We start from the raw sequence: 24,962 nt of genomic DNA, 5'->3' as shown, positions 1-24,962 counted from the left end.
TGACTGACGGGGATAGTGTGCGGGGATGCGAAATTACTTTGGAATAACCCGCATAGTACGAATCAGTTTGGGGTATGATGGACAATTGCGTTTATTGTAGATAGCCATGAATATACCAGTCAAAAATGAAACGCCCTCTGAGGTTTTATGCTCTAACTGTAAGGCTTGCTGTTGTCGGTTAGAAGTGATGCTGATTTCTGATACCGGTGTGCCAGAAGAACACATCAAGCGTGATCAGTGGGGGGGAGAAACCATGCTCAGGTTGTCAGATGGGTGGTGCTCGGCGTTAGACCGCGAGACTTTCATGTGTACCATTTATGAAAATCGCCCGTGGATATGCCGCGAGTTTGAAATGGGCTCATACGAGTGCCGTGATGAGCGTGCTGAATTTTTATAGGTTCAGCCAGTAAGTCACATGTAGTGGCCCAATTACCCAAGAGTTTCCGTGTTTATTATCGGAAATGTCAGCTCGGGTATGAGCCACTATAAGTGATGCTTTTGGTTTTTACTTAATAGTGACTTTTTCGATCACAATGGCTTCGCGCGGAACATCGTCGTGGCCGTGTTTTGATGTGGTTTTTGCTCGGCCAATTTTCTTCACAACATCCATACCCGCCGTTACTTTACCAAATACCGCATAGCCCCAGCCATCGTTGGTGGTTGCGGTAAAATCCAAGAAACTGTTGTTTGCCAAGTTAATGAAAAACTGTGCTGTTGCAGAGTGCGGGGCATCAGTACGCGCCATCGCAATAGAGCCGATAACGTTCTTCAGGCCACGGTTGGCTTCATTTACGATAGGATCGTGAGTTGGCTTTTCTGTCATATCAGCAGTATGGCCACCGCCTTGGATCATGAAGCCCTTAATGACACGATGGAAAATGGTGCCTTCATAGAAGCCTTCTTGACAATATTTGATAAAGTTCTTTGATGTGACAGGGGCTTTGTCCATGTCCAGTTCAATTTCGATATCGCCAAAGTTAGTGGTAAAAATAATCATATTGCAATGACACCGTTAAGAGGGATGAATTAAGCGGTGCAGTATACGCAAACCAATGAAAAAAGCGACGGCTATAAAAAAGCTGCTCATAGTGAGCAGCTTTTGGAGAGTATCGGATTAGCAAGGCATCAGCCGCACTTGGAATCACCGCAGTTAAGACAGGTTTGGCAACCGTCTTTGATGATGACCGATTTATTGTGACACTTATAGCAAAGCGTCGCGCTTGGTGGGAAGTTGCCGGTCTCTTCTTCTTTAGCTTCTTCCTGCTGAGCGGCAAGTTCGGCTTTCTTGGCGTCAAGAAATGCCTGCTGGTGTTCGTCAACTTCAGGTTTGCCCAGCATGCCGATTTCAGTGAGGTGCTGTTCGATAACATTGCCGATCTCAGCAATCAGCGAAGGCACATACTTGCCTTTGTTCCAGTAACCACCGCGTGGGTCGAAGACTGAGCGTAGTTCTTCAACAAGGAAGGTACAGTCACCACCTTTGCGGAATACCGCAGACATAATACGGGTGAGGGCAACGATCCACTGATAGTGCTCTAGGCTCTTGGAGTTGATGAATACCTCGAACGGGCGGCGAGTTTCATACTCGGTACCTTCATTAAGCACAACGTCGTTGATGGTAATGAACAGCGAGTGCTCTGAGATGTGCTCAGGTGTTTTTAGCTTATAGGTTGTACCCAGCAATTTTTCGGGACGCTGGATATCTTCGTGCATTTGCTCGACTTTTACCTCTGGCTGGGCCGGAGCTGCCTGAGGGGGCTGTTCTTTGCTTTTTACGCTGAAGGCGACAATCTTGCTGTCAATTTTCTTAGCCATGTTTTAAAACCTATCTCGCTTAAAATTTACCGTAGTAGCCTTCTTTTAGGGCATCGTAGAGGTTGGCGGCAGAGTGCATTTCGCCGTCGTATTCGATCTCCTCATTACCCTTGGCTTCAATGGTTGTACCGTCTTCCAGCGTGAACACATAGGTTGTGTTCTCCAAATCTTTTTCTTTAACCAGCACGCCTTGGAACACTTCCGGGTTGAAACGGAATGTAGTGCAGCCTTTCAGGCCTTTGTCGTAGGCATCCATATAGATGTCTTTGAAGTCTTCGAATGGGAAGTCGGTCGGTACGTTGGCTGTTTTTGAGATTGACGAGTCAATCCAGCGTTGTGCCGCGGCCTGCACCTCGACGTGTTGGCTAGGGGTAATATCATCGGCAGTGATGAAGTATTCCGGTAGCTGGCACTCGGCATCGGTGGTGTATGGCATCGCTTTTTGGTTGATCAGCTCACGGTAGGCCAATAGCTCGAAGCTGTATACATCGACACTCTCTTTGGATTTCTTACCCGGTACGATAACGTTACGGGTGTAGTGATGGGCAAAGCTAGGTTCAATCCCGTTACTGGCATTATTGGCCAGAGACAGCGAAATCGTCCCCGTAGGGGCAATGGAACTGTGGTGGGTGAATCGCCCGCCGTGTTCAGCCAGTTGTGCAACGAGCTCTGGTTCGATCTCGGCGACCTGCTGCATGTAACGGCTATATTTGGCGTGCAGCACTTTGCCTTTCACCTTGTCACCAATTTTGATGCCGTCTTGGGCCATTTCCGGGCGCAGGCGCAGCATCTTGGCAGTGATCTCGAACTCTTCGTCCATGATCGGCGCGATGCCTTTTTCCTTGGCAAGACTTAGAGATTCTTTCCAGCCGGTTAATGCCATTTCCTGAGCGACTTGCTCGGTGAAAGCGACAGATGTCGCGCTGCCGTATTTGTGCTTGAGCATGGTGATGGTTGAGCCCAGACCCAAAAAGCCCATGCCATGGCGTCGTTTGTTGATGATTTCGTGGCGTTGCTTTTCAAGCGGCAGCTGGTTGATTTCTACCACGTTGTCGAGCATCCGGGTAAAGATAGCGACAACGCGACGGAATGCCTCCCAGTCGAAACGGGCTTCATCGGTAAATGGATCGCGAACAAACTTGGTTAGATTCACCGAGCCCAGCAAACATGCGCCGTATGGCGGAAGTGGCTGCTCACCGCATGGGTTGGTTGCGCGGATTTCTTCGCAGAACCAGTTGTTGTTCATTTGGTTGACTTTGTCGATCAGGATAAACCCGGGTTCAGCGTAGTCGTAGGTAGACGTCATGATGACGTTCCATAGGTTGCGGGCAGGCAAAGTGCGGTAAACCTTGCACGCAACACGGCCTTCACTGTCTTCAACCAGATTTTCCTTAGTTGGCCAGTCGGCCCAGACAATGCTGGCGTCATTATCCAGATCGAGTTTGTCCTGTTTGGCTTCCTTTGCCGTGATCGGGAAAATTAATTGCCACTCTTTATCGTTTTTAACGGCTTCAATGAAATCTTCGGTGATCAGTAGTGATAGGTTGAATTGACGCAAGCGGCCGTCTTCTCGCTTGGCGCGAATGAAGTCGATGATATCGGGATGGCGGATATCCATGGTACCCATTTGTGCCCCGCGGCGACCGCCCGCAGACGAGACGGTAAAGCACATCTTGTCATAGATATCCATGAAAGAGAGTGGGCCAGAGGTATATGCCCCGGCTCCCGATACGAAAGCACCGCGAGGGCGTAGTGTCGAGAAATCGTAACCGATACCACAGCCGGCTTTAAGAGTCAGGCCTGCCTCATGGACTTTGTTCAGGATGTCATCCATCGAGTCATCGATAGTACCGGAAACAGTACAGTTGATGGTAGAGGTAGCCGGTTTGTGCTCAAAGGCACCCGCATTGGATGTAATACGGCCTGCGGGGATTGCACCGTTACGCAGTGCCCACAGGAATTCATTATACCAGTGATCTTTGGCGTTTTTTTGTTCTAGGTCTGCCAATGCACGGGCAACGCGTTTGAAGGTATCGTCAAGCGTGATATCAATAGTTTCTCCATGCTTTGATTTAAGACGATATTTGCTGTCCCAGATTTCCATAGAGGTTGGCTGGTAAGCAATATCAGATGCTTGAGATACGTTCGAAGCCGTTGGGGTTTTCGCCATTATGAATGCACCTTAATGTTGTCGTGTTGTATTGCCGCCGCCGACAGCAGACAGAAAAGCCAAGCTGGTTACAACGTGTCTACTTGTTGAGCAAGAAGTTGAGCGGTGGCAGCAAGGCGCTGATCAAACCACTAACCATGATGATCTTCAAGTCTTGACATGGTGATATTCTGACAATGTAACGATTTGGTAATAGCAACATATTTGATAGACGAAATAGTTGTATGACTTGCATCTTTTCGCCATGTAGACGTTGGATGCTTGTGTCAGCATCGGTATTTGAGGTGCGGGTATTGTTTTGTAAATACTGTGATGCGGAGCTGAATGGAAAAAAAAGCAGCTAGAATTAGCTGCTTTTTGAAGGGATGAAACAACGCGATTATTTGTTGTCGATGAGGTAGCGAATAGTGGTGGCAATCTCTTCAACACTTTCGTGCTTGTCGCTTTGAATCATGTACTTACCTTTAACGATAAATACTGGTACGGACGTTACACGGGCATTGTTTTCAAACTCGTTGGCAGTTTTCATCAGGTTGTAGACGGTTTGCTGCTCAGTTTCAGTAAGATCAAACGGGCTCTTGATGTTGTACTTACTGAAAATCTCTTTGATTTTGGCTTCGCGCTGGGTGGCATCTAAGCCCTCAGAACCGCCTTGAATAAAGGCAAACAGATCTTCTTTGATTTCAGGTGATGGCTTGCCGTCCATCTGGAAAGCCGCGGTATAGAACATATAAGCAGCGATTTGCGCACTCTCATTGAAGGTCACGTGCATTTGCTCGACGTCTGTTTTCGCCAACTCTTTTAGTGTCGGCAGTACCTGCTCCATATTACGGCAGTGGCCGCAACCGAGCGAAAAGACCTCAATGACATCGGCCACGTTTTCTGTCGGGGTAGGAACAACGGTGTACTGTTCGCCTTCTTTTGGCACATTGCTATCGGAGCAACCGCCAAGCAGGGCGGCAACAAGAGTCAGAGGCGCAAGGAAAGTTAGTAATTTTTTCATCATTCTCATCATGATAAGTCTAAAAGTTCAAGTATGGACGATAAACCTAGTTATGTTGTCATGCCAAATCAAATTTTCAGATGCTAGCGATGCAGTTTCTGAATCAGAAGCGCATCTTTGGCATTTTTCTAATGATGAACGAGCGATTTTAGCTGCTTATTTGTGCGAATAAACGGGTAATCGACAGTGGCTTTGATTTTGTTGGGGAGGGGGACAATCGCGACTTGGCTCGCCATTTAAGTTTCAGTAAGATGGTCGGTTTCGTTGTGAAACAGCGGCTACGGGCTGCGCTCTAACTTAATCCCCGGAGGGAAAATGTTTATCGGCTTTGATTATGGAACGGCGAATTGCTCGGTGGCTGTGATGGAGCAAGGGCAGCCTCGTCACTTGCAGCTTGAAGGTAACAATACCATGATACCTTCCACGTTGTGCGCGCCGACGCGTGAGGCGGTGAGCGAATACCTATTTAAGTTCATGGGGGTTAAGCCAACGGATCAACTTGGCGAGCAAGTGCTGCGCCGGGCAATTGCGGCTAACCGTGATGAAGACATTGAATTGGCAAAAGGCGATATGCTATTTGGCCAAGCCGCGTTGGATTTGTACCTGAGCGATCCGGAAGAGGTGTATTACGTTAAGTCGCCTAAATCTTTCTTGGGAGCCAATGGATTACATGAAGTGCAGATCAGCTTTTTTGAAGATCTGGTCACAGCCATGATGTCTAATATTAAAACTCAGGCAGAGGGTGCGCTTCAACAGTCTATCGAACACACCATGATTGGTCGCCCTATTAACTTTCAGGGTTCTGGTGGTGAAAGGGCGAATGAGCAAGCCGAATCGATTCTGCGCCGTTCGGCGGTAAGGGCGGGTTTTAAGTCGGTTGAGTTTCAGTTTGAGCCGGTTGCTGCCGGGTTGGAGTTTGAGAGTACGCTGACAGAAGATAAAACGGTGCTGGTGGTTGATATCGGTGGTGGTACGACTGACTGTTCGATGATTCAAATGGGGCCAAGCTGGTTTAAGCGAATTGATCGCCAGTCAAGCCTATTGGGTCATAGTGGTTTGCGTGTCGGCGGTAATGATTTGGATATCCATCTGGCCTTTCGCCAATTAATGCCTGAATTGGGGTTTGGGACTCAGACCCAAAAGGGGATTGATATGCCCATTAGTCAGTTCTGGAATCCGATTGCCATTAATAATGTGGTTGCACAAGGTGACTTCTACGCGAATGCCAACCTTGCGGTACTTGACCAGTTGCGCCGTGACGCGGCACAGCCTGAGAAGCTGGCGCGGTTAATCAAGGTTTACCATGAAAAGCTGGGCTATCAATTGGTACGCAAAGCCGAAGAGTGCAAGATAGCACTCTCTGAGCGAACAGCGCAGCAAGTTACCTTGCATGAGCTGGCAGATGCACTGTCGGTGGATATTTCGCAGTCGGAGATGGCAGCAGCGATCGAGTCGCCACGGGTTCAGATCAGCCAACTTATTACCGAGGCGGTGGAGCAAAGCGGGGTGCGCCCTGATATGGTCTACATGACTGGTGGTACGGCAAAGTCACCGGTGCTGCGTGAGACGGTTGAAGCGCTGCTACCAGGTATTCCTGTTGTTAGTGGTAGCTATTTTGGTTCAGTGACTGCTGGTCTAGCTCGTTGGGCTGAGGTCGCATTTAAGTAGTGACGTTATAGTCTAATGATCCCAAGGTTTCGATGAATTGACTGGGGGTCGCTAACGATGATGTTGAATGGGGCTCAAAGAGAGCCCCTTTTTTGTATGCATTTTGGATGTTAGCGAGGAAATTATGGTTTTTTCGCCCATGCACTACACCAACCTTTGGCGTTTACGGCTTTGCCAGGGAAGATGGCGCATGGCCGCCATTCTTTACCATCTTCACCTTGGATGAGTGCGCAATTCGCACAATTTTTTTCTGCATCTGGTGCTTCATGGACATATTGAAGCGCTTTTGCTTGCGGGTCATCCTCACTTAATTGTGGAAGCTCTGCCGCATGAACGGGCTGAGTTAACAGTGTTTTTCCGGCTGTCATCCCAATCAGGCTCGCGAGGGATAGTTTGAGGAATGTTCTGCGGTTCTTATTGTCTTTCATTATTACTTCCTTTTAGTGTCACGACATTGCTTGAATGTATTGTTTTTATCTGGGTATCTTCCCATGATCGATTTTAGTCAAACTATTTGCTATCTACCGTTTGTGTTTACGTTGGCTCAATTCTGGACGATCAGTTTATGCATCGATAGATATAGCAATATTCCGACATTGATGTTTTTTATTGGCTTGTGAAATATTTCAGAATAAAGCGTCAAAACTAGATGTTTTTATCATTTCGTATTAGTGATCTAAGGCAGGGTTTTGCTGTTTGGGTTCAAGCGGAGCTTGAAACACGCGTGTTACGAGCGCATTATCGCCCCGCACGAAGAAACCATAGGTATATGAAATGACGGATTTATTTTTGATTGATATAGACGGCGCACTGGTTGAATCTAAAGCGCTTGAGCTGGAGTGCTATTTTCGTGCGGTAGAAGAGGTGCTCGGGATAACAGTGGATATCGATCGCAGCCAATTCAAACATTCAACGGATGCTGGCGTGTTGGATGAACTGCTCACTCGTTACCAGACAGCAGGAAATCGCATGCTTAATCACCGCAAGGTTGAGCAACGCTATTTGGCATTGATGAATGAAGCATTGGCCATCACCCCGGAGAAGGTGAGAGTTGCTCCGGGCGTACATGATTTTCTTGCCAATATTGCACCAAGTGAAGATTGTTACTTGGCTATCGCTACATCTGGTTGGGAATCTGCAGCTAGAGTTAAGCTGCACGCAGTTGGTTTGGATATTAGTACCTTTACGTTTGCCACATCGTCAGATGCGATGAGCCGAACAGAGATCATGGCATTGGCGGCTTTTCGTGCCAAGCAAGATAGCGGCTTGACGTTTGAACGTTGCATTGTATTGGGCGAGGGGGCACAAAACCGCGATGCGTCGAAAGAGCTGGGTTACGAATATATTGAAATTGGCGGTAGCGATATTAATCAGTCTCATTTGCCAAATTTGTCACATTTCAAGCAAGTATACTCTGAATTAACTGTGCATTGATGGTGAGCTGAAAATACACACGAGATGCACTGATTTTATTTCAGACAACACGAGATCATAATAGGCAAATGGTGAGCGAGAGTGTGAAAGCGCTTCCAGTTTATGGGTGATGACACGGCTCGCTTCCGAGAAATCGATATAGTCACAGGACATATTTATTCATAGATCGGCCAATATCGCTATGCGCGCTCGCCACTTACTGTTTTCTGCTATTGCTGGTTGTTGTTCTGTTTTTTTTGCTGGGCAAGTGACTGCCGCCCAGGAAGATGTTCCATATTGTCATCGCTATATGGATTTCAACTTCCCTGATTACATGGCACTGTGGAACTATGATGATCCGCAGACTACCGCGACGACTTTCTTTGCGATGTTAGATATGGCTGCCGTCAGTGTCGATAAGACATTTTTCAGCGAACTATTGAGCCAAATTGCCCGTACTTACGTGATGCGCAATGACTTTACTCAGGCCGAGTATTATCTTGCTCAGGCCAAGGCATTTTTGGGCAATGCAGAGCCTCGTGCCGAGGTGTATTACTTGCGCGAAAAAGCGCGTATGTTAGCGGCTCAACATGATCGCGAAGGTGCGAAAACGCTTCTGGTTGAGGCTTGGACATTGGCAGAGAAAGAACGATACGACCAGTTGGTTCTCGAAACGGCTCTGGATTTGGCTGATGATACTTGGGTGAATCTTCCTGAGCAGGAAAAGCAGCAATGGTTGGAAAAAGCTCGCCAGACCGCTGCAACCACACAAGACGAACGAACCAAGCGCTGGATGCTGGAAAACCCGTCAAGATTGCAATAATTCAAAGGCGCTGATAATCAGCGCCTTTTTTGATCCTCTTTGCTTTTGATGTCATTTCTAAAATCTTCCACAACATGGCCGTTATTCTGTGGCACTGTTTATATTTTTGAGTGGTTAGATAGTAGTGTCTAGTATATTTATGTTACTTGTATTTGTGGTTTGTAGCCCAATTGTGCCGGTAGCTGCCAGAAGGGTTTAACCAACATGGATGAAGTAGGAGTTGTTGCACTATGAACAATCAGCAATGGATTTATGATTGGTTTAATAAGGTCTGGGCACAGGCTGACTTAAGTGTGCTGACACAACTGGCCGCAGAACCGTTGAATTTTCATCTACCTGGCGGGAAAATCTACCCGTTATCCCATACTGACTACCTGAATTTTGTTTCTATTTGGTGCCAGCGCTTTCGTGATGTTGCATTTCGTATTGTCGATGTGGTGCAAGAGGGCCATAAGACGGTGGTAATTTATGAGTGCGAGGCAACTTACAGTGGTGGTTGGGCTCGTATTCCGGCAAAGAAGCAGAAAGTGCACATGACCGGGATGCTGTATTTTGTTCAGCAGGAAGATGGGAAAATCTGTGATTGCTGGCTTGAAGACAGTAGTTTCGATCTTTACCAGCAGTTAACGCGCTACCTAGATTAAAAAAGCCCCACACCGTTATGGAGTGGGGCTTTGTGCTATTTGCCACTGGCTATTAGAAGCGAGTCGAGCTGCTAGGCTGTTTGCATGTTCGTGTTGTCTGAGCGAAGTTGCTCAAAGTACTGGCGCGTTTCGCTAATAACCACATCACGAAGCAAGATCAGGCCGATAAGATTCGGAATCGCCATTAGGCCGTTGACGATATCGGCAATGAGCCAAATCATATCCAGCTTCATGAACGCACCACCGGCAATCAATGCAAGGAAGAACAGCTTGTAAGGCAAAATAGCCTTTACACCGAATAGGTAGGTAATGCAGCGTTCACCGTAGTAGTTCCAGCCCAAAATGGTGGTAAAGGCGAAGAACATTAGGCCGACGGTAACCAGGATTGGGCCAAGGCTCGACTCAAGACCAGAGGCAAAAGCATAGCTCGTCATGGCTGCACCGGCGAGATCACCTTGCCAAGCTCCTGTAACCACCAATGTCAGACCTGTCATGGTACAGATGATAATGGTATCGAAGAAGGTACCTGTCATCGAGATCAAGCCTTGACGTACGCATGAGTCGGTTTTTGCGGCTGCGGCGGCCATTGGAGCACTGCCCAGACCTGATTCGTTAGAGAATACACCTCGCGCAATACCAGACTGGATAGCCAGCATAATACCCGCACCGACAAAGCCGCCAGTTGCAGCATGGCCGGTAAAGGCAGAGCTGATCACTGTATTAATGGCAGCCGGAATAGCGCTGTATTGTGCTCCCAATACCATGACACAGGCAAAGATGTAGAAGAGAGCCATGAATGGCACCACTTTACTGGCCACAGCTGCGATTGACTTCACGCCACCGAGGGTAACGGTTGCAACCAAGCCAGTGAGTACAACAACTGTAATTTCGCGAGAAATACCAAATGACAGTTGTGCGGCATCCACGATCGCATTTGCCTGTGGGAATGTACCGATACCGAAACAGGCTACGCCCAGTGCAAAGATGGCAAACAGTTTTGCTAGCCATTTTTGGCCGGCACCATTTTGCAGGTAGTACATAGGACCACCGATCATCTGGCCGTTGGCATCAGTTTCGCGGTATTTTACGGCAAGCAGGCATTCTGCATACTTTGTTGCCATACCAAACAGGGCAGCAAGCCACATCCAGAATAGGGCACCCGGGCCACCGAGTTTAATTGCTGTAGCAACACCGACAATATTACCTGTACCGATGGTGGCAGAAAGGGCTGTGCAGAGAGCTGCAAAACTAGAAACATCACCACGGGATTTGCTTTTGTTTTCGTCATCTTTGAACAGGTAACGTAACGCAAGCGGTAAGTAGCGGATCTGGATAACACCCAGACGGAACGTCAGGTAAGCACCAGTACCAACAAGTAGAATCAGGAGCGGGGGACCCCAAACAAGGTTATCAATAGTTTGTAGAAAGTTATAAAACGGATTCATTCTCTTTACCTTTAAACATCAAAGTAAGAGATAAAGAACAACAGATCTCTACCGTTGTCGGCTGTAACAGAAGTTAAGGGTACTTCATACTGTTGTCTTATATCTCCTCTGTCCTTTTGCCTGAGAGTTTCACCCTGTGATAACACGGGGTTTGCTCCTTCGGCGCCCGATTTAACGGATCTCTCCAGAGGCTCCTCCAACAACAGTCCATACCTTGTTGAACACAATGTTCAAAAAGGTGCCTGAAAGATTTACTGCTATTGCCCGGACAGACCCGGACGGGATAGGCAGCTTACTTCTTCGGCGGGCGGTGTTTCTCTTATTTGGGTTACCCCAAAAAGTGAGACTTGCCACTCTCCTGCTGTCTTCATAGGAACACGAACAGAGCTAGTGTAAAGGATAAAAATGAGATTGTCCTCAAATTTATGCTGGCTAAATTTAAATATTTAGTGCAATTATTCCGCACTTGCGATCTGAACCGTATCTTTTGTACGAATTTGCAGCAACTTCTAGTGTAATAGAGTCGTTGATTGGTAGAAAACATAGAGATGAGGAATACGTCGAGCGTACAACTTTGTATGAAATCGGCTCTGGTTGGCATGATGTGGGTCAGCAAGCGTGTATTCTCACTGTCATATGTGTTTTATCGAAGAGGATTTCTAACGTGAGGTTTTCTTACGGAAGAAAGCAGGCCTTGGTGCGAGGCTTACCTGTACCACAAGTTCAGATACATGCCTGTTGAGATGAGCATTGTGGTGGCAGTGAGGAGGCATCTCGCTTCTTGTTATTGTTTTGATGCGACAAGATTATTAGTAACAAGACACATATAAAGTTGTTGAATACTCAGCATCACTTCTAATACCCCTCTTTTTATAGAATATTAAAGAATAAAAAATTTTTTTATATTCCATTGGATTGTCTATCAGTGCTGTTTTTTTGCCGCAAATAAATGAAATAAATCGCTGAATTAGTGGTATTAGCAGATATATATACTTTGAGTGCATCACAACTGCAACAGTTTGGCTATCTGGATTTATTTGGGTTTATAGGTATTAATTACTGGTGAGTCGTCACTTTTTTGACTGTTTTGTTAAGGAAGTGGCTGCGAGCAACAAGGATCGTTCAAGTATATCTATTAATACGTAATACAGAAGGTAGATGCTTGTGATTTGGGTGAGTTGTAGTCATTTCGATAAGTTGGCAGAAGCAAAGGAAAACTTGAAGCTGTCCCATGATGTGGTTGACGTTTCACCTTTTGAATTACTGTCGACGATGACCGGGCAGGAATTGATCTTTCTTGAGGTGATAGATTCCACCTCTAATGGATTTGAATTGCTTCGCTCGGTAAAGAGCCGGTTTCCACAAACAAAAGTCGTTGTGGTTTACCATAATTTGGATGCTGATTTGGCGCTTAATGTACTGCGTGCCGGAGGGGAAGATGTGATAGCGGCATCTGCGAGCAAGCCTGAAATCGATGAGTGTTTCAGCCGACTGCATACTCATACGATCAGGCCGGAACCCGTGCAAGGTTTCGAGCAACGTGAAGTGTCAATTCGTCCGGCTCTAAAAATTATCGATGAGAATATCAGTGCTCCCCTTAGAGAAGAAGATCTGGCTAATGCCTGCCATTATTCCCCAACGTATTTCTCTCGTTTGTTTCATAGCGTCATGGGGGTAACCCTGAAGCAGTATATCATCAAGAAACGACTCGATTTGGCTTGTGGCTTGTTGAGCTCGGATAAAGAGAAGATTTCCCATATTGCTCACTCGGCGGGGTTTAAAGATGTCTCCTATTTTTCGCGGGTATTTAAGAAGCATATGGGATGTTCTCCCGGTGAATTCAGAATGCGGAAGTTGAACCTTCATGCGCCTTGATGACAACGGATGTGTATTATTTAGAAAGTATGGATTGATCTCAAAAGACGCAAAGGTTCCGATATGATTGGGCATTATTAGTACCAAATACCTCACAGATGTTACATCGTAGGACCTCATAGTTGGTTTTGCAGGTAAGGGGGCTGGTAAGGTGTACAGATGCGTCGGGTATTCTCGAGTAGGAGAATATCTGCGTTGGAAGAGATAATAATCTTACCGCTGGATGCTAAAGCATTCAGCTGCTGTGTCTGTTGTGCAATATAAGGATGATTAGGTGATGGAGCTACTAATGGAAAAGGACGTGATCAGTGCAGAGCAAAAGCTCAAGGCATCGATGATTGCTTCTGATGTTGCGCTGCTTGATGAATTGCTCTCTGATGACCTCGTTTTTATTAATCACTTCGGGTATCGGCTTACTAAGCAAGACGACATAGAGGCTCACCGATCTGGCCTGTTGTCTATTGAGTCGATAGTGTTTAGTGATCTGCAGATAAAACCCCATGGAGATTGCGCTATGGTTTACGTCAATGCTGAAATCAAAGGGCAATATGATGGGGTAAAGGCTAATGGTTGCTTTGCGTTTACCCGGCTTTGGCAGAAGTTGGGCCAAAATTTACAAGTCGTGTCCGCGCATTCGACGCTTCTGTCCAAGCTCCCTTAGGCGAGGGGGCTAGCGCGTTCCTCGCATATTGAATCCTTGCGGTGCTTGGTACAAATTTATATCTAGTTAGTCATTTTGTTAGCCTATTCAATATCCTGCCAAGCAGGTAGTATTAGCTATTGAGCAAAAGTTGTGCTCGTAGGTAAAGTTAAGGATATATGAATGAAACAGGCCCCAATCAAAGATGAAATCACATTTGATGATTTCGCAAAAATTGATATTCGCGTCGGGACGATTCAAGAAGTTAGCGAAGTGGCTAAATCAGATAAGTTAATGAAGCTGACTGTTGATTTTGGCGATCACACTCGAACTATTCTAGCGGGTATTAAACAAGAGCGAGAAGACCCGAAAGAAATAGAAGGTAAGCAGGCTCTGTTCGTTGTTAATTTGCCTGAGAGAAAGATGGCCGGGGAGATCTCTCAGGGAATGCTGTTTGATATTGGCTATGAAGATAAGTTGCAGCCATGCTTAGCATGCCCAGAAACCGCGATGCCAAATGGTGCAAGGGCGGGGTAATAAAATAAGGCGTGACTTATTTTATAGTTATGGCGGTATTGGGAGAATAAATTGTCGGCCCGATACCGTCTTCTCTTCTTCTCTTTTTTTCTGCCTCTCATTCTATCTTTTTATCCATATTATTGGCTCTTAACGGACTGTTGCTAACAAGATATTGTTTTGTTCATCATGGTTTTACATTTAGTATGCACGGCTTTGGGTGAGTTTATCTTTCTTACAAAAGGTTATAAATGAAAAAGCTGGTGATGGCCTTTGGTGTACTCGTTGTTTTGGGTGCAGGTGCTTACAATTTGGTGACGAAGGTTAATTTAAATACAGAGATAGAAATAGGCACAGTTGTTGATTCTTTTAATGGTGTCGACGTCTATTTCAATGGTGGGGTTAATCATGTGCTGGAGCGAAATGTTTCTGTGGATGGTTATAATCTCGGTTTGAAATATCAATGTGTCGAGTTTGTTAGACGCTATTACTATGAGCTATTTCAACACAAAATGCCTGACAGTTATGGGCACGCCAAAGATTTTTTTGATGCGGATGTCATTTCTGGAAGCGTTAATCTAAAGCGGGGATTGCTTCAGTTTACCAATGGACAGGGTGAGCTACCTCAAGTGAGTGATATTCTGGTTTATCAGCCAACGCTATATAACCCATACGGGCATGTTGCAATTGTGGCCCATGTCGATTTGGAAGGACAAAAAGTCGAAATCATTCAGCAGAACCCAGGGCCATTTTCTGAATCCAGAGAAGTCTATGCGATTGCTAAGAACGATGATGGCTATTTTATCGATCATCGGCCTATCCTAGGTTGGTTGCGTAAAATGTCAGGGGTGTAGTCGCAAGGTGATTGTTGCGGGTGCTGTCGGAAATGATACTGTGGTGAAATAATCGTTAAGAAATTTCGTCATTGGCCGATATATCTGAAGAGACACATTTAGTGAGTTCGCATTGGCCGTTTTTTATGCAGTTCGCCCTGAGCCGTAAGTGATTTTCCGCAGTATGGATTTTAATTCGCATGACCACTTTTCATGACATTTTAGGTACCAATAGTTCAACACCGATTGAAGAGGTGAAGCGACAGTACAAGTTGCTCTGTAGCCGAAATCATCCTGATAAAGGTGGTTCTAACGCATTGATGCAATTGGTTGTTAACGCTTATGAACAGGTCATTGCCGGAAAAGGGGATGGTGATGCTCTACAAAAAGTGGCTGCTGCAACAGCGGCTCCTCAGGGGCAAGGTCAAGATAACAATGAGCTTTGGCAGAAGCGTTGCAAATTGCTGGAGCTGAAATATACCCAGTGTATGCATGAGAAAAAGCAGCTAGAGGCGAAATTGCAAACCATGGCCGGTGAGCTTGAGGCTGCTCGTCGGCAGGTTGAGTCAAGCAGCCCAAAGAAGGGGGCTAGCGATGGTGAGCTGCAGACGTTGCGCAATGAAAACAGACGCTTGCAAAGTCAGGTGTCCTCTTTGAATGCTGAGCTTGCTGAGTGTAACGCTACGATGCGGATGGGGAATGAGTTTAAGACTGATGAAGACACTAAGCAGACAGAGAACAAAGAGAACAACCGAGAACCTCGACGAGACTCAGCAGCTAAACGAAAAGTATTTGTAGTGTTGGTCGTGTTGCTGGTGGTTAGTGCTTTGGGCTTTTTGAATAAAGACACCTTGTCAGCATGGTTATTCCCATCTCCTGAGTCAAATCAAGAAAAACCGTTGGTAAAAGTAGAGCCTAATCCCGAGGATCTTGCGCGTGAGTTAGCCGAACGGCAGAGACTGGCTGCCAAGAAAGTGGTTGAAAAACCGATTGAGCCTCGTATTCGCCTTGCTAATTCAGTTGGGGTATGGACATTGGCTGAGTTTGAAAATGTGTCGAAGCCATACATCAGTGTAAGAAGTGAAGATGGTTCGTATATTGTTAAGAGTTGTACGGAAGACTTTAAGTATTATAAAAGTATGACTCGTCGCTCAAGCCGGATGCCATCGAATTTGATTTTTGAACGCCGTGATAGGCATTTTGAAATTTATGGTATTCCTTATGGCAACGGGGCCGCGGCATCAAATTGGACTAACAGTAAGAGTTTGATGGTGAACAACGAATATTTTGCCAATACGGATTTTGAAGCCGTTTATTACGAGCTACAAATGGCGTGTATGTAACTTGTTTGGTTAGCTATTCACATGAGAAGGACGGGTCCCCCCCGTCCTTTTTTATGAGCGGTGATCGGAGCTATCAGCTAGGTTGCTCAACAGTGTTGGCACATGATCGCCAAGGTTTGAATGTTATTGCCAACCGGAACGCCCCGGGGACGAAATAGAATGAAATGATGGTGGTCAGTAATGTTCCTCCGGCGATGGTAATGGCAAAGGGGGGCCAAAAGCCACCGCCAGCAAGAATGAGAGGCAGAAAGCCACCAACGGTTGTGATAGTTGTTGATGTAATATGCCGAGTACAACTCATTACCGCATCAACAATCGCCTCGATATCACCGTGACATGCCCTAGGACTCGCCTTGAGTTCGGCCAAAATGACAATCGCTGCGTTGATTGCCAAGCCCACGAGACCCAACAGGGCGATAATAACGGTAAAGCCAAACGGGTAGTTGAAGAGCCAGACGGAAAACAGGCCAAGCCCGGCCGCCAAAAAGCCAACGGTAAAGATGATGCCGCTGAGCCTGAAAGAGTTGAATGCCAGCACAACGACCATGAGAAGCAAAGTGAAGACCATGGTGAGATTGGCCATGAGATTAGAGACTGACTCATTGCGCTCTTCCGATTCCCCGCCAAATTCGATGCTGTACCCTGCGGGTAACGTACGTCGATAGTCTACGAGCCGCGTTTCGAAATGATCCAGTGCGGTTTGTGGTAATACGCCAGCCCGGAGATAGCCTTCAATCACATTAACTCGTTGCCCATTTCGGTGAGGTATGGCTCCACGGCTAGGTGATAGGCTCAGATCGGCCAGAGCAAATACCGGAAGGCCGATAAGGCTTTGATCTGAGATGACAGGCAGGGGAAGGCTGCTCAGGTGAGTCATATTCTCCCTCTGCTTGTCACCGACTCGGACTCGTACGGGGATCGATTCACTGGCCTCGATCAGGCTGCCGTTTAGCCTTCCTGTAAACGAGGCTTGCAGCAGATCCGCTACGCCACTGAGACTCAGGCCGCTGAGTTGACTGGCTTCTTCATTGACGTTGACCCATATCTTGGGGGTGCCGGGCTGAAGAGTCTCTCGGGTGTGGGTGACATTGGGGGTTTCCGCCATGATAAGCCGGATATCTTCGCCAATGGCTTTGAGCCGATCAAGGTTGGGGCCGGACAAGCGGACCTCAAGCGGTGCATTGAATGGTGGACCTTGTTCAAGTTTACGTACCAGAACTTGGGCTTCAGGGAGTATTTGATCAAATTGTTGTTGTAATTTAGGGATTAACGCACTGGCTGCGTTGAAGTTGCTGACTTTTACCATGGCTTGGGCGAAATAGGCAGCGCCTTGCTGACGGCTGACCATGTTGTAATAAAACGATGGGAAATTGCTGCCAACAATCCAATTTAGCTGCTCTACCTCAGGGTATTGCGCCATGATTGCATCAATCTTCTGGGTTGTTTGTGCCGTTGCGTAAATACTGGATTGGGGAGCAAGGAATACCTGCAGTTCAAACATATCCCGATCCGACGGCGGGAAAAATTGTTCGGTAAGTTGTCCTGCCCCCCAGAATCCCGTAATGGGAAGAAGGCAGACGAGCGCAGTTGATTTAACACGGTGGCGAATAGCAAGGGCAATACTCTTGGCAAAGAGTGTGCTCAGAGCAGGTATTGTTATGCCGGTATTATACCATTGGCTGTTTTGCTTCTCTGCTGGCGTTCCCCGTTGGGAAGGGGCGGGGAGTATACGGGAAGCGAAGCTGGCGATAATGGTATGGGAGATGATATAGGAGCCAATGAGAGAGAAGCAGACCGTGATTGCGATTGCTCCAACAAATTCCCCTGCAGGTCCTGGCATCAGGAATATTGGGGCGAAGGCCAGTACCGTGGTCAGGGTTGAGCCTAGAAGTGGGATCCATAGATGGTTAACCGATTTTATAGCGGATTCCAGTTTACCGTGACCTTGCTGGCGGTGCGACTGGATGCTGTCGACCATGACAATGGCATTATCGACCATGATGCCCAACGCGACAATCAGTCCGGTAATTGACATTTGGTTGATTGGTAATCCGGTGAATTTCATCATAGCCAAGGTGACAAGGCTGGTGAGCGGAAGGGATAGAGCCACCAGCAAGGCTGACCTGAATCCGAGGGTGAGCAATAGGACCACAAGGATAATAGAGAATCCCATGACTAGATTGGCATTAAGTTCCGATAGTCTCGATGCCGTGTACCCTTGTTGCTCAAAAATCGTATCGAGTTGGATATTGGCGGGTATTTCGGCTTGGTAGTTGGCCATAAATTGGTGGATACGAGCTGTCCATTGATCAACACGCAATTCCGGCTGCATCCGGACCGCAACAATGACGGCGGGTTTGCCATTGACGAAGGCCAGCTCGGCAGGTGGTGTCGCCATAGTCCGGCTCACCTGTGCAATATCTTCAAGCCGGATTTGGTAACCGTTGCTATCAATGGCTACGGGGACTTTGCGAACGCGATCCAGTGAGTCAAGGGAATCGGCTACCTCAAGAGTAAAGCGGGTAGTGCCATTGACCAACTCCCCGGCGGCGTTCTTGGCATCAGCGGCACCAATGGATTGCGAGAGCGATAATGCTGAACGGCCCAATGCACTGGTTGCTGCCGGGTCGAGTCTTACTAGAATTTCTTCATCAGGCAGCCCATAACTATCGACAAACTCTACGCCGCTTTGTACACGTAGGCGGTTGGCGAGCTCAATGGCGTAGCGTCGCAGGATAAGCAGATCAGGCTCGGACGTGTCATTCCAGGTTAATGCCGTAATCATAGTGAATGCATAACCGTGATCGCTATCTAGCTCAGGTGTTGAGCTTCCTGGCGGTAGTACTGGTTCAACGTCAGTGAGTTTATCGCGTACCCGGGACCATATCGGATCGGCGTCTGTGACGGTATCGATCAATTCAAGCTGGATAACCGATATTCCCGGACGTGAGACCGATTCAATCAGTTTTATTTCATCTAACTGGCGTAACTTGTTTTCTATCTTTTCCGTTATCAATGCCTCGACACGTTCTGCTGTGGCCCCAGGGAAATGGGTGATAACACTGGCAAAACGGTTATGGATAATAGGGTCTTCCGCCCTAGGTAGCGAGCTTAGCGAAGAGAAGCCCGCAACAATGAGAAAGACAGCGGCAAGTACCATGAGCCGGGTATTGCTCAGAATAGCGTGCATTTTCATTATTCTGCCTCGTTCTCAGCCGCTGTGATAGGGTGGGGTAATTCAGTTCGATCGGGATGATGAATCAGTGATACCGGTGGCGTTACGATAGGAGTTACCTGTTGGCCGGGGACAAGTCGATGGAGGCCGCTGGCGACGATGAGGTCACCATTTGCAATGGCCCCTGTTATAAATGCATTGTCATTATTGGCATAGAGAACCTGAATGGATCGCCGTTCGATACGTTGCTCGTTATTACTGTCTTTATTAACGATAAAGACATTCCAGACTCCTCGGAGACCATCTGTCATCGCCGATAATGGGATCCAATAGCCTGTCGAGTTATGGCGATCATCAAATTGAAGGTAAGCCAGCTCGCCATCAATAGCCTGAATATCCTCAGGCAGAGCAAATCGGAGTTTTACCGTTCGTGACCCCATATCAACACGAGCTCCCGGATTAAGCAATGTGACAGGGTAACTAGACTGGCCGATTCTGATCACCCAATTTCCGTCAGTGACAAGTTTTGCCAGCTGTTTGGCAGGAATACCGATATGAGCTTCTTTGTTTGTTGAAGCGAGCAGGGTGACTGTCGGTGAGCCGGTGCCAACGACATCTCCCTTCGAGACATACCTTGCGCTGACAGTGCCATCATAGGGGGCATATACCGTTGATTTGTCACGCTGAAGCTGATTGGCCGCCAGTGATGCATCAAGCTGGCGTAGGTTTGCCTTGAGGGCATTACGCTGGCTGCTGAGATTGTCAATTTCAGCATCGGCACTGAACCCTTTTGTTTTGAGCGCATTCTGCCGCTTTAGATTGGCTTCGATGAGTACCAACTGGGCTTTTATCTGGGCTTTCTGTGCTCGTAATTGATCGGCCTGTGTGAGTAATAACTGGGTATCAAGCCTGACGATAGGTTCTCCGGCTTTGATGTTGTCGCCGACATCAACAAACAGTTGTGCGATTTTTCCACCGAGCTCTACCCCGAGGTTTGCTTGCTGCCCCGCTTGCACCATTCCAACATACTCGCGTTGAACGGTGTAAGAATCGGAAGACGTGAGGCTAAAGGTCTGGATCGCGGGATGTGGATCGGTTGTGGCTTGATGTGTACGATCCGAAGTGGAGCTATTACAGCCAGTGACAGTATACGATAATATTGATAATACAATCACTTGTGCGGCTTTGCATACCTTTAGCCTGTTCATTGAGTATGTCCCTGAGATGATGTTGTTGTTGATGTAGGCGATATGGTCTACGTTTAAAAAATAATCCAATAAAACTAGACTGTCTAGTTTGATTGTATTAAAAACGTTTCATTAAATCGATAAAGGTTACTACGTGTTAAATTCAAGAAGTGCGCAGAAGCGCCAACAAATTTTAGATGCGGCCTCAGAATTATTTGGCGAGCAGGGGTATGGAATCAGTATGGATGCCATCGCCAATAAGGCTAAGGTATCTAAGCAAACGGTATATGCTCATTTCAAAACGAAAGATGAACTGTTTGATACGTGTATTCGGGCAAGTTGTGCGGCTAATAAGATTGATACAACATTGGTTGATGATTGTCGCTCACCAGAAGATGTTTTATTTGATTTTGCCTGTCGTTTTCAATCTATGTTGTTATCAGATGAAGCGAGATATACATACCGAACTGCAGTCAGTCAAAGTGAGACGCATCCTGAACTTGCCAAGGTGTATATTAATGCCGGCCCGCAATATACGGCGGATATGGTGGCTGAATATTGTCAGATTTTGGTTGAACGAGGTGTATTACAGCCAGAGATGGATTGCCAGCAGGCGGCATTTCAGTTGTTACTGATGCTGCACGGTCGTTCAGTGTATTGGGCCTATCTCGGCCAGGATGCGGAAGAGGATACCGCTCAACGCTATGCGTACCTGCGCTCGAGTGTTGAGTTGTTTCTGAAGGGGTACATGGTCAGATCCTGACAATCTTAATTGCGAGATTAACTATTCATAGGGCTGTGGATGATAGAAAAGGACAAATGAGTAAGATAAATAACTGCTATCTTTAAATCGGATATACTCGTGGGCCTTGTCAGGGGGTGTTATGCAGAAAAGACCGTCCCGATTTACTTTTATTTGTTTGGTTATCTTAACTTTTTTTGTTTCAAGTGCGAGCGTCGCAGCGAGTCGGTTAAGTGAAATTATTGATCGTGGCACCTTGCGTGTAGGTACAACGGGTGACTGGCAACCTATGACGATGCGAGACCCTGCCACAAATTTTTACCGCGGGTTTGATATTGATGTCACCACAGAGTTGGCCAAAGATCTCGGTGTTACCGTTGAGTATGTGCCGACAACATGGAAAACCTTGGTCAATGGTATTATTACTAACAAATATGATATGACCGGGAGTGCATCGCTGAATATGCAGCGGGCCAAGGTGGCGGGATATAGCGATACGTATTTTTACTTGGCGTTTGTGCCAGTCATTAAAAAGAGTAATCAGAGTCGTTTTCGCAAGTGGTCTGATTTCAATAGCAAGTCAGTGGTGCTGACGTCTGTACCGGGAACGGTGCAGCATATGATTATCAGCGAGCTGCTGCCTAATGCTCGTCAGCACAGCACCGATAATCCAACACTGGTCAAACAGTACTTGTTAGATAACAAGACAACGGCCATTGTTACTTCCAATATCGAGGCCGCTATACTTGTTAGCCGTTATCCTGAACTAGCGATTGCGAGGGTAGATGGTATGCGCCGTCCGTCCCCAGTGGCGATGATTCTTCCTAAAGAGGATCAGGTGTGGATTAACTATGTTAATCACTGGATTGAGCTAAAAAGGACACAAGGTTTCTTTGATCGTATTGCAAAAAAATGGGGGTTGGCACGCCTTGAGGTTAAGTAGCCATCGCTTGGTGTATTTTGATGTGGGCAGGGATTGCTGTTAGTTGCTGAAAACGACACAATAGAAAAGTAAGTCGTAATATATTAGCAAAGGAAAAACATGGATTTATCTGCATATAAAGGCATTATTTTTGATATGGACGGAACATTGGTGGATTCAATGCCGGCCCATTTGGATGCATGGGAAAAGACCTGCGCAATCCACGAGATTCCGTTTGATCGCGAGTGGATGTATAGCTTAGGCGGTAAGCCTAGTTTTCGCATTGCAGAGGAAATTAATAGTTATTTCCAGCAGAATTTCGATGTACAGCGATTAGCCCGAACAAAATATGCCTTTTATGAGCAAATCGAACATAAGGGGGATGTGATCACATCGACCTATCAAATCCTGCTCGATAACAAGGACAGCAAAAAGATAGCCGTAGGCACAGGATCTCGAGTGATACATGCCGAGCCATTATTGGCTGAAACGGGTATTTTGCCTTTGCTAGATGCCTTGGTCACGGCCGATGACGTAGAGAAGCATAAGCCTAATCCTGATACCTTTTTAGAGGCAGCCCGACGTCTTGGTCTGCAACCGGAAGAATGTGTGGTATTTGAAGATACGCCAATGGGCGTGCAGGCAGCCTCAGCGGCTGGTATGGATTGCTATTTTGTCAAAGATGGCGAGATCATCGAGCTTATAGCGGCTTCACGTTAACAGGTTCAAAATATACATGCATGGTAGCGCAGGCGACTGATTGCTTGAGCAACCTTATCGAGAAGGGTATGCTTGCCGTCCGATTCAAGCATACCCTGATGACATCATGAAAAAATCCTCAAAGCACCATTCTTCAGAATCAAATCATCGTTCCCTTGGCAATGAGCAATTCGGCATGTCTGAAACGCGGTTTTGGATCCAGCGATTAAGCAAGACTGCGGTACGGGCGTTTCATATTTTGGGGATTGCGGGTAGCGCTGGTGGCATTTTCTATGGTGTGGATAAAACACTATGGCTGCATTGGTGGATAATGGCGATGGTCACTGGTTGCCTTATGGTGATCTTTGAGATTCGTCAGTCGCGCTTGTGGCTGATTCAGCTCAAAGGCGTCTTGACCTTCGTAAAATTGGCGATGATTGCAAGTTTTGCCTTGGTACCGCAATGGAAGCCTGAACTGTTTATTGTCGTATTACTGATGTCGGTTGTTATCGCCCATGGCCCGGCTGGCTTGCGCCATTATTCGATTTGGCACCGACGTCGGATTGAAGATGGTAAGGGCAAGAAAAAGCCTATGAACGGGTAAAATTCTTCTGTAATGGCACGATCAGTTTTCTGTGACTAGACTCAATGTATTGATAACAAAAATAAGTTGGGGTGTCTGTGAAGAATCTGCTGAGTATTTTGTTATTGCCATTATTTGCCGTTGGTTGTAGTAAATCGGTTGATGAGCGGGCAGACGAGTATGTTGAGGCGAGTTTCACGCTGTGTGGGGCAAAAGTGCAATCTTACTCGCTGGGGGATGATGGAAAGATCCGAATTGTTTGTGAAAATGACAGCTACTTTTTGGTAAAAGATCAAGGAACCCTCGCTTATATGCAAGAGTTAAATGGCGCGTATTGCCAAGGCAAGGGATTCAATGCGTTTCACGAACGTAAGAGCTATTACACTTTTATTTGTAGTGGCGATAAAAGCTTTAATGTCCCGAAATAGTCGCGGGTATGCTGAGTTAATCAGCCAATAAACAAGTCAAAAAAAGAGGCTAAATGCCTCTTTTTTAGTTTTACAAGGGAGCGTTTACTCTTCCCGATAGCCAGGGGCTAGGCAGGCACTGGTTACTTGGTAGAGCGCCTGAGGATTTGCTAGGGCAAGCTGGTAGCCGACAGTGTGGTGGAGGCTGCCATCTTGGCTGCAATCGACCTCCCACTTGCGTAGCAGGTAGCCAGCAAGCGCCGCCCGTGCTTCAATAATCTTTTTGCCATTTTTCATTTCAAAATCAAGCTCTATGGCTTCTGGATTGTTCTGTTTTGGGTGTGGAATCAATTCCAGTTCAATAAACTTTTGCCATTGTCTATCTGACTCAATGCGTTCGTGGCTTTGTGGAGAATCTTCCAGTAGGAGGGCAGAGATAACGCGGTTGCACACAACATCCATAAACTGGTTGTTTTTTCGATCGAAAGAGCGCACATGCCAGCGGTTGCCAGAGTTAACCAAACTGTGTGGTGCAATCACACGTGTGCTTTTGCCGCTGGAGGTTGAGAAATACGCAATTTCAATGAGCTTGTTACGGTAGATCCCTTCGCATAGCGCTGCCATGATAGGCGTACGAGGTACAGTCAGGGACTTAGGCGATTCGCAGCTGATAGGAAAATCCTGATGACCAGAGAAGCCATCACCATAACCAAGGGCGATAGTTGCCAATGTTTTGCTGAGGTCGAGCTCGAACAGTGGCGTGAACTCTGGCTGCTTGTAATACTTTTTTGATCGCATATCAAGCTTGAGGTTATTGGGGATAATTTCTTTGTACAGTGCAAAGTCGCGGGTTGTGGCTGCATGACCTACTGCAAACCGATCAATGAGATCTTTCCGTGTGACTTCGCCAAGAAAGTAGAGCGCAAAATCAATGAACGCCAAGCGCTCGCGCTGGGCAGAGCCAATGCTGTTGAGTTTCAGTTCTTTTTCTTTGTCGTTAGCCGCATTCTGCTGGTCGGTTTGTAAAGTCATGTTTATTTATCCAGTAGTTTTATGTGC

Annotated in this window: 25 protein-coding genes and 1 riboswitch; of the genes, 16 read left to right on the top strand and 9 right to left on the bottom strand. The window is 46.8% G+C overall.

The features are described from left to right. Positions 1–106 precede the first annotated feature (106 nt). On the top strand, positions 107–397 hold the full coding sequence (locus tag ACSF8X_RS10605; RefSeq protein WP_084722257.1) for a YkgJ family cysteine cluster protein: 291 nt from the start codon (positions 107–109) through the stop codon (positions 395–397). A gap of 108 nt (positions 398–505) precedes the next feature. On the opposite strand, the gene ACSF8X_RS10600 is transcribed toward ACSF8X_RS10605, so the two are convergent. From ACSF8X_RS10600 to ACSF8X_RS10590, 3 genes are all read right to left on the bottom strand, one after another. Continuing rightward, on the bottom strand, positions 506–997 hold the full coding sequence (locus ACSF8X_RS10600; RefSeq protein ID WP_047879222.1) for a peptidylprolyl isomerase: 492 nt from the start codon (positions 995–997) through the stop codon (positions 506–508). Positions 998–1,125: 128 nt separating this feature from the next. After that, positions 1,126–1,815 carry a TSCPD domain-containing protein gene (locus ACSF8X_RS10595; protein ID WP_047879223.1) on the bottom strand — a complete coding sequence of 230 codons (690 nt, stop codon included), beginning with the start codon at positions 1,813–1,815 and terminating at the stop codon, positions 1,126–1,128. A gap of 19 nt (positions 1,816–1,834) precedes the next feature. Then, positions 1,835–3,985 (bottom strand): adenosylcobalamin-dependent ribonucleoside-diphosphate reductase, encoded by a 2,151-nt coding sequence (locus tag ACSF8X_RS10590; protein WP_500849893.1) that lies wholly within the window; start codon positions 3,983–3,985, stop codon positions 1,835–1,837. A gap of 5 nt (positions 3,986–3,990) precedes the next feature. Between ACSF8X_RS10590 and ACSF8X_RS10585 the strand changes: the two genes are divergently transcribed. Next, complete coding sequence (locus ACSF8X_RS10585; RefSeq protein WP_500849892.1) at positions 3,991–4,143, top strand: hypothetical protein; 153 nt, start codon at positions 3,991–3,993, stop codon at positions 4,141–4,143. Between the two features lie 221 nt (positions 4,144–4,364). On the opposite strand, the gene ACSF8X_RS10580 is transcribed toward ACSF8X_RS10585, so the two are convergent. Next, positions 4,365–4,991, bottom strand: a complete 627-nt coding sequence (locus tag ACSF8X_RS10580; protein WP_500849891.1) for a thiol:disulfide interchange protein DsbA/DsbL — start codon at positions 4,989–4,991, stop codon at positions 4,365–4,367. 312 nt (positions 4,992–5,303) lie between these two features. Between ACSF8X_RS10580 and yegD the strand changes: the two genes are divergently transcribed. Next, the gene (yegD, locus tag ACSF8X_RS10575) at positions 5,304–6,656 is read left to right on the top strand and encodes a molecular chaperone (protein ID WP_047879226.1); all 1,353 of its coding nucleotides are present in this window, start codon (positions 5,304–5,306) and stop codon (positions 6,654–6,656) included. A 122-nt stretch (positions 6,657–6,778) separates the two neighbouring features. On the opposite strand, the gene ACSF8X_RS10570 is transcribed toward yegD, so the two are convergent. Next, positions 6,779–7,084: a high-potential iron-sulfur protein gene (locus ACSF8X_RS10570; protein ID WP_500849890.1), complete on the bottom strand. Its 306-nt coding sequence runs from the start codon at positions 7,082–7,084 to the stop codon at positions 6,779–6,781. Between the two features lie 346 nt (positions 7,085–7,430). Between ACSF8X_RS10570 and ACSF8X_RS10565 the strand changes: the two genes are divergently transcribed. From ACSF8X_RS10565 to ACSF8X_RS10555, 3 genes are all read left to right on the top strand, one after another. Beyond that, positions 7,431–8,090, top strand: a complete 660-nt coding sequence (locus ACSF8X_RS10565) for an HAD family hydrolase (protein ID WP_500849889.1) — start codon at positions 7,431–7,433, stop codon at positions 8,088–8,090. 247 nt (positions 8,091–8,337) lie between these two features. Further along, positions 8,338–8,892: a hypothetical protein gene (locus tag ACSF8X_RS10560; RefSeq protein ID WP_500849888.1), complete on the top strand. Its 555-nt coding sequence runs from the start codon at positions 8,338–8,340 to the stop codon at positions 8,890–8,892. Between the two features lie 230 nt (positions 8,893–9,122). Beyond that, entirely contained in the window at positions 9,123–9,536 is a 414-nt protein-coding gene (locus tag ACSF8X_RS10555; protein ID WP_500849887.1) for an ester cyclase, read from the top strand. A 71-nt stretch (positions 9,537–9,607) separates the two neighbouring features. Here the strand turns inward: ACSF8X_RS10555 and ACSF8X_RS10550 are convergent, their stop codons facing one another. Further along, positions 9,608–10,981: an alanine/glycine:cation symporter family protein gene (locus ACSF8X_RS10550; protein WP_500849886.1), complete on the bottom strand. Its 1,374-nt coding sequence runs from the start codon at positions 10,979–10,981 to the stop codon at positions 9,608–9,610. A gap of 98 nt (positions 10,982–11,079) precedes the next feature. Further along, positions 11,080–11,179: riboswitch (glycine riboswitch) on the bottom strand. Between the two features lie 960 nt (positions 11,180–12,139). On the opposite strand from ACSF8X_RS10550, the gene ACSF8X_RS10545 reads away from it, so the two are divergent. The 5 genes from ACSF8X_RS10545 (at position 12,140) to ACSF8X_RS10525 (ending at position 16,188) form a co-directional block, all read left to right on the top strand. After that, positions 12,140–12,856 (top strand): helix-turn-helix transcriptional regulator, encoded by a 717-nt coding sequence (locus tag ACSF8X_RS10545; protein ID WP_240478309.1) that lies wholly within the window; start codon positions 12,140–12,142, stop codon positions 12,854–12,856. 289 nt (positions 12,857–13,145) lie between these two features. Next, positions 13,146–13,517 (top strand): nuclear transport factor 2 family protein, encoded by a 372-nt coding sequence (locus tag ACSF8X_RS10540; RefSeq protein WP_500849885.1) that lies wholly within the window; start codon positions 13,146–13,148, stop codon positions 13,515–13,517. A 162-nt stretch (positions 13,518–13,679) separates the two neighbouring features. Then, entirely contained in the window at positions 13,680–14,033 is a 354-nt protein-coding gene (locus ACSF8X_RS10535) for a tRNA-binding protein (RefSeq protein WP_500849884.1), read from the top strand. A gap of 230 nt (positions 14,034–14,263) precedes the next feature. After that, positions 14,264–14,866, top strand: coding sequence for a CHAP domain-containing protein (locus ACSF8X_RS10530; RefSeq protein WP_500849883.1), 603 nt, complete (start codon positions 14,264–14,266; stop codon positions 14,864–14,866). Positions 14,867–15,045: 179 nt separating this feature from the next. Then, positions 15,046–16,188 carry a J domain-containing protein gene (locus ACSF8X_RS10525; RefSeq protein WP_047879234.1) on the top strand — a complete coding sequence of 381 codons (1,143 nt, stop codon included), beginning with the start codon at positions 15,046–15,048 and terminating at the stop codon, positions 16,186–16,188. Between the two features lie 73 nt (positions 16,189–16,261). Here the strand turns inward: ACSF8X_RS10525 and ACSF8X_RS10520 are convergent, their stop codons facing one another. Together ACSF8X_RS10520 and ACSF8X_RS10515 are read right to left on the bottom strand one after the other, a co-directional pair. Beyond that, positions 16,262–19,378: an efflux RND transporter permease subunit gene (locus ACSF8X_RS10520; protein WP_500851181.1), complete on the bottom strand. Its 3,117-nt coding sequence runs from the start codon at positions 19,376–19,378 to the stop codon at positions 16,262–16,264. Between the two features lie 5 nt (positions 19,379–19,383). After that, positions 19,384–20,571, bottom strand: a complete 1,188-nt coding sequence (locus tag ACSF8X_RS10515; RefSeq protein ID WP_500849882.1) for an efflux RND transporter periplasmic adaptor subunit — start codon at positions 20,569–20,571, stop codon at positions 19,384–19,386. Between the two features lie 133 nt (positions 20,572–20,704). Between ACSF8X_RS10515 and ACSF8X_RS10510 the strand changes: the two genes are divergently transcribed. The 5 genes from ACSF8X_RS10510 (at position 20,705) to ACSF8X_RS10490 (ending at position 23,924) form a co-directional block, all read left to right on the top strand. Continuing rightward, positions 20,705–21,313 (top strand): TetR/AcrR family transcriptional regulator, encoded by a 609-nt coding sequence (locus ACSF8X_RS10510; RefSeq protein ID WP_047879236.1) that lies wholly within the window; start codon positions 20,705–20,707, stop codon positions 21,311–21,313. Between the two features lie 121 nt (positions 21,314–21,434). Further along, entirely contained in the window at positions 21,435–22,235 is an 801-nt protein-coding gene (locus ACSF8X_RS10505) for a transporter substrate-binding domain-containing protein (RefSeq protein WP_047879237.1), read from the top strand. 99 nt (positions 22,236–22,334) lie between these two features. Beyond that, positions 22,335–22,934 carry a beta-phosphoglucomutase family hydrolase gene (locus ACSF8X_RS10500; RefSeq protein ID WP_500849881.1) on the top strand — a complete coding sequence of 200 codons (600 nt, stop codon included), beginning with the start codon at positions 22,335–22,337 and terminating at the stop codon, positions 22,932–22,934. 106 nt (positions 22,935–23,040) lie between these two features. After that, the gene (locus ACSF8X_RS10495; RefSeq protein WP_500849880.1) at positions 23,041–23,517 is read left to right on the top strand and encodes a hypothetical protein; all 477 of its coding nucleotides are present in this window, start codon (positions 23,041–23,043) and stop codon (positions 23,515–23,517) included. A 77-nt stretch (positions 23,518–23,594) separates the two neighbouring features. After that, entirely contained in the window at positions 23,595–23,924 is a 330-nt protein-coding gene (locus tag ACSF8X_RS10490; protein WP_047879240.1) for a hypothetical protein, read from the top strand. An 84-nt stretch (positions 23,925–24,008) separates the two neighbouring features. Here ACSF8X_RS10490 and ACSF8X_RS10485 read toward each other — a convergent pair whose 3' ends face one another. Further along, positions 24,009–24,935: a WYL domain-containing protein gene (locus ACSF8X_RS10485; protein WP_047879241.1), complete on the bottom strand. Its 927-nt coding sequence runs from the start codon at positions 24,933–24,935 to the stop codon at positions 24,009–24,011. Between the last annotated feature and the right edge of the window lie 27 nt (positions 24,936–24,962).

Source organism: Photobacterium panuliri, assembly GCF_059920555.1.
This window is presented reverse-complemented; position numbering and strand designations above follow the sequence as displayed.